An 11,992-nucleotide genomic window follows, 5' to 3' on the forward strand; every position below is an offset into this window, starting at 1 on the left:
CGTACGATGCTCCCGGACGGTCCCGGTGGGCCGTCCACGCCAGCGACGGCGCCAAGGGGAGGAAACCGGTGCAAACCCGGTGCGGTCCCGCCACTGTGACCACGGTTCACGCCGTGGGAGCCAGGAACTCCTGCCGTCCTCCATGCTTCCCCGGCCTGCGGCCGGGGGGACCCCCCGGGGCGCGGACCCCGAGGAAGGCCTGAGACCTATGCGCTGCCGCGTGCCCGTACGGGCTGCCGCGACCCGCCCGCCCTCGGACCCGGCCCCGGTCGGGCCGCAGAGACGCTCCGGGCACCCTGAGCCGACGCTGACGTTTTCCGCTCCCTCGCTCCCTCTTCCGCCGCTCGCCTGCCGCCCATCGTCCTCGGCGGCGGCGCGCCCTTCGGCTCGGAGCACCGACCTGGCCGGGAGGGCCTTCGCATGATCCTGCTGCTTTCCACCTCGGACACCGATCTGCTGAGCGCCCGCGCCTCCCAGGGCCCGGTCGGCTACCGCCTCGGCAACCCCGCCCGGCTGACCGCCGAGGACCTGCCCGCCCTGCTGGAGGGTACCGACCTGGTGGTCGTCCGGCTGCTCGGCGGCCGCCGGGCCTGGGAGGAGGGCCTGGACGCGCTGCTCGCGGGCCCGCGCCCGGTGGTCGTCCTGACGGGTGAGCAGGCGCCGGACGCCCAGCTGATGGAGCTGTCCACGGTGCCCGCCGGGATCGCCGCCGAGGCGCACGCCTACCTGGCGCACGGCGGCGCGGCCAACCTGGCCGAGCTCGGCGCCTTCCTCTCCGACACCGTGCTGCTCACCGGGCACGGCTTCGCGCCGCCCGCCTCCGCCCCGGCCTGGGGCCCGCTGGAGCGCACCCCCCGGAACGCGGACGGCCCGGTCATCGCGGTGCTCTACTACCGCGCCCACCACATGAGCGGCAACACCGCCTTCGTCGAGGACCTGTGCCGGGCGATCGAGGACCAGGGCGCCCGCCCGAAGCCGCTGTACTGCTCCTCGCTGCGCGGCGCCGAGCCCGAGCTGCTGGCCGAGCTGAGCCAGGCGGACGCGATCGTCACCACCGTGCTCGCGGCCGGCGGCACCCGCCCGGCCGACGCGCAGGCGGGCGGCGACGAGGAGGCCTGGGACGCGGGGGCGCTCGCCGGGCTCGACCGCCCGATCCTCCAGGCGCTCTGCCTGACCTGGTCCCGCGCGGCCTGGGAGGCGAGCGACGACGGCCTCTCCCCGCTGGACACCGCCACCCAGGTGGCCGTCCCCGAGTTCGACGGCCGGCTGATCACCGTCCCGTTCTCCTTCAAGGAGCTGGACGAGGACGGCCTGACCGTCTACGCCGCCGACCCCGAGCGGGCCGCCCGGGTCGCGGGCATCGCGGTACGGCACGCCCGGCTGCGCCACATCCCGGCCGCCGAGCGGCGGTTGGCGCTGGTCCTGTCCGCGTACCCGACCAAGCACGCCCGGGTCGGCAACGCCGTCGGCCTGGACACTCCCGCCAGCGCGGTCCGGCTGCTGCACCGCCTGCGCGCGGAGGGCATGGACCTCGGCACGGACCTGCCCGGCCTGGACTCGGCCGATGACGACTCGCACGAGGGCGACGCGCTGATCCACGCCCTGATCGCGGCCGGCGGCTACGACCAGGACTGGCTGACGGAGGAGCAGCTGGCCCGCAACCCGGTCCGCATCCCGGCCGCCGACTACCGCCGCTGGTACGCCGAACTGCCCGCCGAGCTGCGCGAGCAGGTCGAGCGGCACTGGGGCCCGGCGCCCGGCGAGCTGTACGTGGACCGCTCGCAGAACCCGGACGGCGACATCGTGCTGGCCGCCATCCGCTCCGGCAACCTGCTGGTGCTGATCCAGCCGCCGCGCGGCTTCGGCGAGAACCCGGTGGCCATCTACCACGACCCCGACCTGCCCCCGAGCCACCACTACCTGGCCGCCTACCGCTGGATCGCGGCCTCCCGGCAGGACGGCGGCTTCGGCGCCGACGCGGTGATCCACCTCGGCAAGCACGGCAACCTGGAGTGGCTGCCGGGCAAGACGGCCGCCCTGTCGTCCGCCTGCGGCCCGGACGCCGTCCTCGGCGACCTCCCCCTGGTCTACCCGTTCCTGGTCAACGACCCGGGCGAGGGCACCCAGGCCAAGCGCCGCGCGCACGCGACCCTGGTCGACCACCTGGTCCCGCCGATGGCCCGCGCCGACTCCTACGGCGACATCGCGCGCCTGGAGCAACTGCTCGACGAGCACTCCAACATCGCCGCGATGGACCCGGCCAAGCTGCCCGCGATCCGCGCCCAGATCTGGACCCTGATCCAGGCCGCCCGGCTCGACCACGACCTCGGCCTCGACGAGCGCCCCGAGGACGACGGCTTCGACGACTTCCTGCTGCACGTCGACGGCTGGCTGTGCGAGGTGAAGGACGCCCAGATCCGGGACGGCCTGCACGTCCTCGGCCAGGCCCCGGCCGGCGAGGACCGGATCAACATCGTGCTCGCCATCCTGCGGGCCCGGCAGATCTGGGGCGGCGTGAGCGCGCTGCCCGGTCTGCGCGAGGCACTCGGCCTGGACGAGGCCGCGCTGACCCTCGGTGCCACCGACGCGGCCGAGGCCCAGGCGCGTGCGCTGGTCGAGGCGATGGAGGCCGAGGACTGGGCGCCGGAGGCGGTCGAGAAGGTCGCCGTCGGCCACCCCGAGGCGGTCCGCGACGTGCTGGACTTCGCCGCCCGCCAGGTCGTCCCCCGACTCGCGCGGACCACCGACGAGCTGGACGCCGTCCTGCACGCGCTGAACGGCGGGTTCGTCCCGGCGGGTCCGTCCGGCTCGCCGCTGCGCGGGCTGGTCAACGTGCTGCCGACCGGCCGCAACTTCTACTCCGTCGACCCCAAGGCCGTCCCCAGCAAGCTGGCCTGGGAGACCGGCCAGGCGCTGGCCGCCTCCCTGGTGGAGCGCTACCGGGCGGACAACGACGGGGAGTTCCCGCCCTCGGTCGGCCTCTCGCTCTGGGGCACCAGCGCGATGCGCACGGCGGGCGACGACATCGCCGAGGCCTTCGCCCTGCTGGGCGTCCGCCCGGTCTGGGACGACGCCTCGCGCCGGGTCACCGGCCTGGAGGCCATCGGCCTGGAGGAGTTGGGCCGCCCGCGCATCGACGTGACGCTGCGCATCTCCGGCTTCTTCCGGGACGCCTTCCCGCACGTGGTCAACCTGCTGGACGACGCGGTGCGCCTGGCCGCCCGGCAGGAGGAGGCGGACGAGCAGAACTTCGTCCGCGCCCACGTCCAGGCCGACCTCGCCGTACACGGCGACGAACGCAAGGCCACCGTCCGGGTCTTCGGCTCCCGCCCCGGCACGTACGGCGCGGGCCTGCTCCAGCTCATCGACAGCCGCGACTGGCGCACCGACGCCGACCTGGCGGAGGTCTACACCGTCTGGGGCGGCTACGCCTACGGCCGCGACCTGGGCGGCCGCCCGGCCCGCGAGGAGATGGAGACCGCGTACAAGCGGATCACCGTCGCCGCCAAGAACACCGACACCCGCGAGCACGACATCGCGGACTCCGACGACTACTTCCAGTACCACGGCGGCATGGTGGCCACCGTCCGCGCCCTCACCGGCAAGGCCCCGACCGCCTACATCGGCGACTCGACCCGGCCCGAGACGGTCCGCACCCGCACCCTGACCGAGGAGGCCGCGCGGGTCTTCCGCGCCCGCGTGGTCAACCCGCGCTGGCTGGAGGCGATGCGCCGGCACGGGTACAAGGGCGCCTTCGAGATGGCCGCGACCGTGGACTACCTGTTCGGCTACGACGCCACCACGGGCGTGGTCGCCGACTGGATGTACGAGAAGCTCACCCAGGAGTACGTCCTGGACCCGACCAACCGCGAGTTCCTCGGCGCGGCCAACCCCTGGGCGCTGCACGGCATCAGCGAGCGCCTGCTGGAGGCGGCGGAGCGCGGCCTGTGGGCCGAGCCCGACCCGGAGCTGATCGACGCGCTGCGCACCGCCTTCCTGGAGACCGAGGGCGACCTGGAGGGCAACGGCTGAGTCCGCCTTCCCGGAGCAAGCGGGAAGCCTTTCAGGGGCGCGGGGCTCTGCCCGATCAACTGCGTGCGCGGGAGACCGTCCACGTCCGTAGTGGGCCGGTCGCGCGGTTCCCGGCGCCCCTGAAAACGAACACACCGGCGTCGGCGACCTGGGAAGTCGTGCCGTTCGGGCGGACAATCGGGGCATGACGCCCCGCTCCGCCCGCTTCGCGGCGCTCCTCGCCGGTGCACTGCCCGTCCTCACCTTCCCCGCGCCGGGCCTGGCCGCGCTGGCCTGGGTCGTGCTGGTACCCGGCCTGCTGCTGATGCAGCATTCACCGAGCGGACGGGAGGCGGCAGTTCGGGGCTGGTGGTTCGGGGCCGGCTTCATCCTGGCCGCGATGTACTGGCTGATCCCCTCGATCGGCCCGGCACTGCTCCCGCTGGCCGTGCTCTTCGGGGCGTTGCAGGCCGCACTCGGGCTCGCGGTCCGGCGGCTGCTCCACCCGCCGCTCACCCTCCGGCGGGCGCTCGGTGCGCTGGTGGTCGTCCCGTCGGTCTGGGTGAGCGGCGAGTACGCGCGCTCCTGGCACGCGCTCGGCGGGCCGTGGGCGCTGCTCGGCGCCAGTCAGTGGCAGCACCCGGCCGTACTGGCGCTGGCCTCGGTCGGCGGGGCCTGGCTGGTGAGCGCCGCCGTGGTGGCGGCCAACACCGGGGCGGTCATCTTCCTGACGCACCGTCAGGTGTCGGTCCGGGTACTGGCCGCCGGGGTGGCGGTCCTCGCGGTGGCCTCGGGCCCGTTGCTGTTCGCGCTGCGCACCCAGCCCTCGCCGGCCGGGCAGGCGGCCGTGGCGCTGGTCCAGCCGGGCGGCACGGCGGACCCCGACACCCGGTTCGACGCCGGCGTCAGGATCACCACCCGCCTGATCGGACAGCCGCTGGACCTGGTGGTCTGGGCCGAGAGCAGCACCACCGACGACCTGGACCGCGACACCGCCACCGTGGACCGGCTGCGCAGCCTCTCCACCGCAACCGGCGCCCAGCTCCTGGTCGGTGAGGACGCCCGCAAGGCCGACGGCCGGATCTCCAAGGACGCCGTCCTGGTCACGCCCGAGGGGATCGCCGCCCGCTACCGCAAGATCCGCCTGGTGCCGTTCGGCGAGTACATCCCGCTGCGGCCGGCCCTCGGCTGGATCGCCGGGGTCAGCAGAGCGGCGGGCGAGAACCGGGTCCCCGGCACCGGCTTCCACCTCGTCCAGGCCGACGCCCACGACGGCCGTCCGCTGCCGCTGGGAGTGCTGATCTGCTTCGAGTCCGCCTTCCCCGACATGTCCCGCACGGCGGCGGACGACGGCGCCCGGATGCTGGTCTACCAGTCCTCGACCTCGACCTTCCAGCACACCTGGGCGCCCGCCCAGCACGCCTCGCTCGGCGCGCTGCGCGCCGCGGAGACCGGCCGTCCGGTGGTCCAGGCCGCCCTCACCGGCGACTCGGTGGCCTACGACCGGCAGGGCCGGCGGCTGGCCCACCTGGACACCTCGGCCGACGGCGCGCTCACCGTCCGGCTCCCGCTCGCCGACCCGGCGGCCCGCACCTGGTACGACCGGCTCGGCGACTGGGCACCGGTGTCGGCCCTCGCCGTCACCCTGGGCGCCGCCGCCCTCGCTCTGCTCCGCCCCCGCCGCACGCCCGAGGGCCCGGCGACGGCCGCACCCGCCACCGAGCCCTCCCGCACCACCACCGACGCCTGAGAGCCCGGCCGGCCGGGCCTCAGCCCTCGGCGCCCGCGGTGTGGATGCCGAACCTGGCGCCCTGCGCATCCTGGAACACCGCCAGCCGCGGCCCTCCCGGCACATCCGTCGGCGGAAGCATGACGGTCGCGCCGAGCCCCGCGGCCCGCTCCGCGGTCAGGTCGACGTCGGCGACCGCGAAGTAGGGCATCCAGTACGGCGGTACGTCCGGCGGGAACTGCTCGGCCATGTCGAGCATGCCGCCGAAGTCGTCCCCCGCCAGGCCCCACTGGGTGTACATCTCGCTCACGGTGACGCTCCAGCCGAAGACCCGGCTGTAGAACTCCTTGGCGCCGGCGGTGTCCCGCGTGGCCAGTTCCACCCAGCCCAGCGAGACCGGCTCGTTGAGCAGGCCGGCGCCCTTGAACGCATTGGCCTGCCAGATGGTGAAGACCGCTTCGGACGGGTCCGCGAGCACGGCGAAGCGGCCCTCGTCGCGGAGGTCCGTCGGCTCCTTCAGCACCTTGCCGCCGGCGGTGGCGACCGCCGCCGCGGTGGCGTCGGCGTCCGCCGAGGCGAAGCAGACCAGCCAGGCGGTCCGCTGCTTGGGCGAGGAGATCGGGCTGATCGCGGCGACCGGGGCGTCGCCGACGAAGAACCGGGTGTAGCCGCCCACCTCCTCGCGCGGGTCGGACTCCGCCCGCCAGCCGAAGAGTTCGCGGTAGAGGGTCCTGGCGGCCTCGGGGTCGGAGGTGCCCAGTTCGACCCAGCAGGGAGCGTTGACGGTGGGGCTGGTGATCTTCACGATGGGCCTCCGATCAGCCGAGGTCGAGGACGAGCTTGCCGCGGACGTGGCCCGACTCCACCTCGGCGAGGGCGCGGGCGGCGTCTTCCAGCGGGTAGGTCGCGGCGATGTGCTGGTCGAGCGCGTCGAAGGCGACCAGCTTCGCCAGCGCTTCGAGGGTGTCGGCGGTGCGGCTGCGCCGGACGAACGCACCGCCGAGTTCGGCGGCGGTGGTCGGGTCGACGGCGGAGACCAGCTTGGCCGGGTCGCGGAGCAGCGGCGCGACGGCCCGCGCGTCGTCGCCGCCGACCAGGTCGACGATGCCGTCCACACCGTCCGGAGCGACGGCCCTGATCCGGTCGGCCACGCCGTCGCCGTACCGGATCTGGGTGGCGCCGAGCGACTCCACGTAGGCCCGGTTGCGGTCCCCCGCCGTGCCGAGCACGGTCAGCCCGTGCCCCTTGGCGAGCTGGGCGGCGACGCTGCCGACACCGCCCGCGACACCGAGGATCAGCACCGTCTGCCCCGCCGTGAGATCCAGCTGCCGCAGCGCGTCGTACGCGGTCGCCGCGGCCACCGGCAGCGCCGCGGCCTGCGCGAAGCTGATGTCGGGCCGCTTGTGCGCGGTGGTCGCGGCGTCCAGCAGGGTGTGCTCGGCGTAGCCGCCGGCCACGGCACTGCCGAACACCTCGTCGCCGACCGCGAAGCCCTCGACGCCCGCGCCCAGGGCCTGCACCACCCCGGACGCCTCGGAGCCGAGCACGGCGGGCAGCGGCTGCCCGGTGCCCAGATAGCCCTGCCGGATCTTCCAGTCCACGGGGTTCACCCCGGCCGCCCGGACCGCGATCAGCAGCTGACCCGGGCCTGGCGAAGGGGTGGGACGGTCGAGTAGCTCCTGGTTCTCCGGCCCGCCGTAGGCCACGAATCCGAATGCCTTGGACATGCTCTTCCTTACGCTCGGCAGCACCCCTCCACCAGCTTGCGTGCGGGGTCGCACGGGCGGACGGGGATGCTGAGCCGAACGGGGCTGTCGGACCGGGCGCGGAGCCGGGAGAAATCATAGTTGTTCAAATTCGAACTACAGTGTACGGTCGAGCCCGACGAGCCGTTTCAAGTTCGAAACACTTGCGACCTACCACGTGGCGCCCCGCCACCTGGCGACCACCGGAGGCCCGGCATGCCCCACCCCGAGCACCAGCAGCAGCACGGCTCCCGGCCGGGTCCGGCCACCGTCCGCTCCCAGGTCCGCATCCCGCTCACCTTCGGCGACGGCTACCGCGTCGAGGCCGAGGTCCACACCTTCCACGGCCTGGCCGACGGCGCCGAACACCTCGCCCTGCGCCTCGGCGAGCCCACCGACACGCCCCTGGTCCGCCTGCACTCCGAGTGCCTCACCGGCGACGTCTTCGGCTCGGACCGCTGCGACTGCGGCCCCCAGCTGCGCGAGGCCGCCGAGCGGATCGCGGAGAGCGGCGGCTACCTCCTCTACCTCCGCCAGGAGGGCCGGGGCATCGGCCTCTACAACAAGCTGGACGCCTACGCCCTGCAGGACTCCGGGCTCGACACCTACCAGGCCAACACCGCCCTGGGCCTGCCGGAGGACGGCCGCGACTACACCGCGGCCGCCCAGATGCTCACCACCCTCGGCGCCACCGGCATCCGCCTGCTCAGCAACAACCCCGACAAGGCGGCCCAGCTCACCGCGCTGGGCATCGCGGTCACCGAACGCGTCCCCACCGGCGTGCACCTCTCCGAGAGCAACGTCCGCTACCTGCACACCAAGGCGGCCGGCACCGAGCTGACCCGGGGCCACGGCCTCCCGCTGCTGCCGGTCGGCGCCTGAGCCGCTCCCGCCAGCGACCCGTCCGGGCCCGGCACCGCTCGGTAGGGGGCCGGCCACCGGGAACCCGCGGACGCCGGTGCGCTGCCGACCCGACACGGGAAGCGCACCAGGCGTCGCGGTGGTCCAGGGGTGTCCCACGACGGGCACGCCGACACCCGAGGGCGTACCCGGGCCGGGCGGTGAGCGGTAGGACGCACCGTCTGGGCGGTGGGTCTGCGTGGGCGTCCGGCGAGCCTCCACGCTCCGGGCAAGTGCACTCGGGAGCGGCGCCGAGCTCCATCATTGGCAGATCCTTCACACCGCGTCAAGGGATTCTGTCCCGGTTTTTACCGATACGGCAGGATGGGCTTTCACCGATACGAGCAGGGTGGGCATCGGCCTACGCACGGTGCGGGCCGGACCGCTCAGGGACGCGGCGGGAGCTTGCTCCCGGCGATGCGGCGGGCGATGTCGGCCGGGCGGGCGGGGCGGCCGAAGTGCCAGCCCTGGGCCCAGTCGCAGCCCATCAGGCGCAGCCGGTCGGCGTCGGCCCCGTTCTCGACGCCCTCGGCGGTGACGGTCAGGCCCAGGCTGTGGGCGAGCGAGACCAGTCCGCTGATGATCCGCCAGCCGAGGTGGGTGTCCTTGCCGGGGTCGTGCAGGTCGCCGACGAAGGAGCCGGCGATCTTCAGACCGGAGACCGGGAGGTCACGCAGGTAGGCGAGGTTGGACCAGCCGGTGCCGAAGTCGTCGACCGCCAGCGAGACTCCCAGGTCCACCACCGCGTGCAGCGACTTGAGCGCCTCGTCCTCGGGGCCGACCACGGTGGACTCGGTGATCTCCAACTGGAGCTTGTCCGGGCTGAGTCCGGTGGAGCGCAGGATCCGCTCCAGGTCGCCGACCAGTCCGGCGCTGCGGGCCTGCCGGACCGCCAGGTTGACGTTCAGCTGCGGGGCGGCGTCACCGAACTCCCGTACCCAGGCGGCAGCCTGGGTACACGCCTGCTCCAGCACCCAGCGCCCGAGCGGCATGATCAGGCCGGTCTCCTCGGCGATCCCGATGAACTCCTCGGGGCCGAGCACGCCCAACTCCGGGTGCCGCCAGCGCACCAGCGCCTCGACCGCGACCAGCGAACCGTCCGCGAGCGAGCAGAGCGGCTGGTAGTCGATGAAGAACTCGCCCCGGTCCAGGGCCACGGGCATCCGGACCGAGACCGTGTAGCGGCTGACCGCGCGGGCGTTCTCGGTCGGGTCGAAGAGCGTCCAGCGGCCGCGCCCGGCCTCCTTGGCCCGGTAGAGCGTCAGGTCGGCGGCCCGGACGGCCGCGCCCGGCGTGGTGGTGGCGACCCGCCGTTCCAGCACGCCCACGCTGGCGCCGACCGCGAGCCGGTGGTCCCCGATCAGCACCGGCTTGGCGAGCGCCGCCAGTACCGTCTTGGCCGCCGCGACCGCCTCCTGCTCACCCCGGCAGTTCTCCAGCAGGACGACGAACTCGTCGCCGCCGAGCCGCGCCACCAGGTGGCCGAGCGGGGTCAGCGCGGCCTCCAGCCGACCGGCCACCGCCGCCAGCAACTGGTCGCCGGTGTCGTGGCCGAGGCTGTCGTTGACCACCTTGAACCCGTCCAGGTCCACGTAGCAGAGGCCGAAACGGGCGCCCGGCTCGGGCTCCTCGAAGAGCTTCTCCAGGCGTTCGAAGAAGGCCACCCGGTTCGGCAGCCCGGTCAGCGGGTCGTGGGTGGCCTGGTGGCGCAGCCGTTCCTGGAGGCGGTAGCGGTCGGAGATGTCCTCCAGCATGGCCACCTGGTAGACCGGCTTGCCGTCGTCGTCCCGGATCAGCGAGACGGTCAGATGGGTCCAGACCACCTCGCCGTCGTGCCGGTAGTACGGCTTGTCGAACTGGAAGTAGTCCCGCTTGCCGGAGATCAGCTCCTCGTACGCCTCCCAGACGCCGGGGGTGTCCTCGGGGTGCACCAGATCGCCGACCCGGCGCCCCTGGAGGTCCTCGGGGCGGGCGCCGAACAGCTCCTGGAGGGCACGGTTGACCGCCAGGATGTTGCCGTCCACGTCGCCGAGGCCGATGCCGATGGCCGCGCTCTCGAACAGCGCCCGGAACCGCGCCTCGGAGGCGCGCAGGGCCTTCTCCATCTCCTGGCGCGCGGTGTCGGCGGCCAGCCGGATGGCCTCCTGCTCGCGCAGGGTCCGTTCGCGCAGCGCCGCCGCCCAGCCTGCCGCGAAGGCGCCGCAGAGCGCCGGGCCCCGCCCGTCCAGCGGCTGGATCTGGAGCAGCTCGACCGCGCGGGCCAGTACCGCCGGGTCGGTGAACCGGGCGTCCACCAGCAGGGCGCCCGCCTCGGCGGCGAAGTCCGGCCGGAACGGCTGCTCCAGCTGCGCGCGGTGCAGCAGCCCCGCCGTCCGGGAGACCAGCCGGCGCAGGATGCCGGGGTGGATCGCCACACCGTGGCCGGCCTGGAGCAGCCGGGCCCACTCCTCGTGGAAGCGGGTCGCGCTCTCGTAGCGGTCCGGCCGGGTGTCCGGGCGGCCCTGGTGCGGGTGGCCCGGATGGGACGGGTGAGTGGGGAGGGTCGGGTGGTGCAGGTCTGTGCTGTCGTGCCCGCCGGTGCGGTCGCGTCCGCCCGTCCGACCGTGCCGCTCGGGCGGGACGGTCCCCTCAGGCGGAGCCGTGCTCACCGCAGGAACCCGACTCCGGCCATACCGGACATCCGCTCCGGGTGCGGGCCGATCCCCTCGGGGTTGTCCGGATGCCACTCCGGCAGGTAGACCACTCCCGGTTCGACCAGATCGAAGCCGTCGAACAGCTCCACGATCCGGTCGCGGCCGCGCATGGTGAGCGGGGTCGGGGTGCGCCGGTAGAGGTCCTGGTGCGGTCCCGCCTGGTCCGGGCGGCCCTCCATCGAGGCGTGGCTGAGCACCAGCGCGCTGCCCGGCGGCAGGGCGTCGCGCAGCGTGGACACCAGCCTGGCGGGCTCGTCGTCGTCCGTGATGAAGTGCAGCACCGCGACCAGCAGCACCGCGACGGGTTCGCCCGCAGCCAGCAGTTCGGCGACCTCGGGGCGGGCGAGCAGGTCCTCGACCGAGCGCAGGTCGGCCTCGACCACCTCGCTCAGCAGGTCGTCCGCCAGCAGCAGGCGGCTGTGCGCCACCGCGACCGGGTCGCGGTCCACGTACACCACCCGGGCCTCGGGCCGGATGCCCCTGGCCATCTCGTGGACGGCGCCGAAGGTCGGGATGCCCGAGCCGATGTCCAGGAAGCGGCTGATGCCCGCCTCGGCGACGTGCTGGACCGCCCGGCGCAGGAAGGCCCGGTTGGAGCGCATGATGGCGGGCAGGTCGGGCCAGAGTTCGATGGCCCGGCGGGCCATCTCGCGGTCGGCCTCGAAGTTGTGGGAGCCGCCGAGGTAGTAGTCGTAGACCCGGGCGGCGTTCGGCTTGTCGAGATCAGTTCCGGCGGGGACCCAGTTCGGTCGTCCCATGGCGGCAACCCTTCCGGAGCTGGAGCGGACAGTAAGGCATCGAGATCTTCCTATCATCATTCGCTGCCTGCAAGCCGAGTGGCCCAAATGGTGCGATTTCCACCAGGGGCGCGGGGAACTGCGCGGGCAACCCGGTGAGTCCGTTCACATGTCGGC

At 73.9% G+C, this 11,992-nt stretch carries 7 protein-coding genes and 1 riboswitch; of the genes, 3 read left to right on the forward strand and 4 right to left on the reverse strand.

All coding sequences use genetic code 11. From position 1 onward, the window contains the following. Positions 1 to 152, forward strand: a riboswitch (cobalamin riboswitch). A gap of 268 nt (positions 153 to 420) precedes the next feature. After that, positions 421 to 4,032, forward strand: a complete 3,612-nt coding sequence (gene cobN, locus UK12_RS00180) for a cobaltochelatase subunit CobN (protein ID WP_045298092.1) — start codon at positions 421 to 423, stop codon at positions 4,030 to 4,032. A gap of 184 nt (positions 4,033 to 4,216) precedes the next feature. Next, positions 4,217 to 5,761, forward strand: coding sequence for an apolipoprotein N-acyltransferase (lnt, locus tag UK12_RS00185; RefSeq protein ID WP_045298093.1), 1,545 nt, complete (start codon positions 4,217 to 4,219; stop codon positions 5,759 to 5,761). A 19-nt stretch (positions 5,762 to 5,780) separates the two neighbouring features. Here lnt and UK12_RS00190 read toward each other — a convergent pair whose 3' ends face one another. After that, positions 5,781 to 6,545 (reverse strand): VOC family protein, encoded by a 765-nt coding sequence (locus tag UK12_RS00190; protein WP_045298094.1) that lies wholly within the window; start codon positions 6,543 to 6,545, stop codon positions 5,781 to 5,783. A 13-nt stretch (positions 6,546 to 6,558) separates the two neighbouring features. Beyond that, positions 6,559 to 7,467 carry an NADP-dependent oxidoreductase gene (locus tag UK12_RS00195; protein ID WP_045298095.1) on the reverse strand — a complete coding sequence of 303 codons (909 nt, stop codon included), beginning with the start codon at positions 7,465 to 7,467 and terminating at the stop codon, positions 6,559 to 6,561. Positions 7,468 to 7,701: 234 nt separating this feature from the next. Here UK12_RS00195 and UK12_RS00200 point away from each other — a divergent pair, with 234 nt between their 5' ends. Further along, a complete protein-coding gene (locus UK12_RS00200) occupies positions 7,702 to 8,367 on the forward strand; it encodes a GTP cyclohydrolase II (RefSeq protein WP_045298096.1) in 666 nt (221 codons plus the stop codon). Between the two features lie 404 nt (positions 8,368 to 8,771). On the opposite strand, the gene UK12_RS00205 is transcribed toward UK12_RS00200, so the two are convergent. Beyond that, positions 8,772 to 11,033 (reverse strand): putative bifunctional diguanylate cyclase/phosphodiesterase, encoded by a 2,262-nt coding sequence (locus tag UK12_RS00205; RefSeq protein WP_197084427.1) that lies wholly within the window; start codon positions 11,031 to 11,033, stop codon positions 8,772 to 8,774. Beyond that, the gene (locus UK12_RS00210; protein ID WP_045298097.1) at positions 11,030 to 11,836 is read right to left on the reverse strand and encodes an SAM-dependent methyltransferase; all 807 of its coding nucleotides are present in this window, start codon (positions 11,834 to 11,836) and stop codon (positions 11,030 to 11,032) included. The genes UK12_RS00205 and UK12_RS00210 overlap by 4 nt, the downstream gene beginning before the upstream one ends. Between the last annotated feature and the right edge of the window lie 156 nt (positions 11,837 to 11,992).

The organism is Saccharothrix sp. ST-888 (assembly GCF_000955975.1).
Classification (GTDB): Bacteria; Actinomycetota; Actinomycetes; order Streptomycetales; family Streptomycetaceae; genus Kitasatospora.

Bases quoted from the DNA above. Each gene is read 5' to 3' on its own strand.
- cobN (WP_045298092.1), top strand. From the start codon at position 421: ATGATCCTGCTGCTTTCCACCTCGGACACCGATCTGCTGAGCGCCCGC.
- lnt (WP_045298093.1), top strand. From the start codon at position 4,217: ATGACGCCCCGCTCCGCCCGCTTCGCGGCGCTCCTCGCCGGTGCACTG.
- UK12_RS00195 (WP_045298095.1), bottom strand. From the start codon at position 7,467: ATGTCCAAGGCATTCGGATTCGTGGCCTACGGCGGGCCGGAGAACCAG.
- UK12_RS00200 (WP_045298096.1), top strand. From the start codon at position 7,702: ATGCCCCACCCCGAGCACCAGCAGCAGCACGGCTCCCGGCCGGGTCCG.
- UK12_RS00210 (WP_045298097.1), bottom strand. From the start codon at position 11,836: ATGGGACGACCGAACTGGGTCCCCGCCGGAACTGATCTCGACAAGCCG.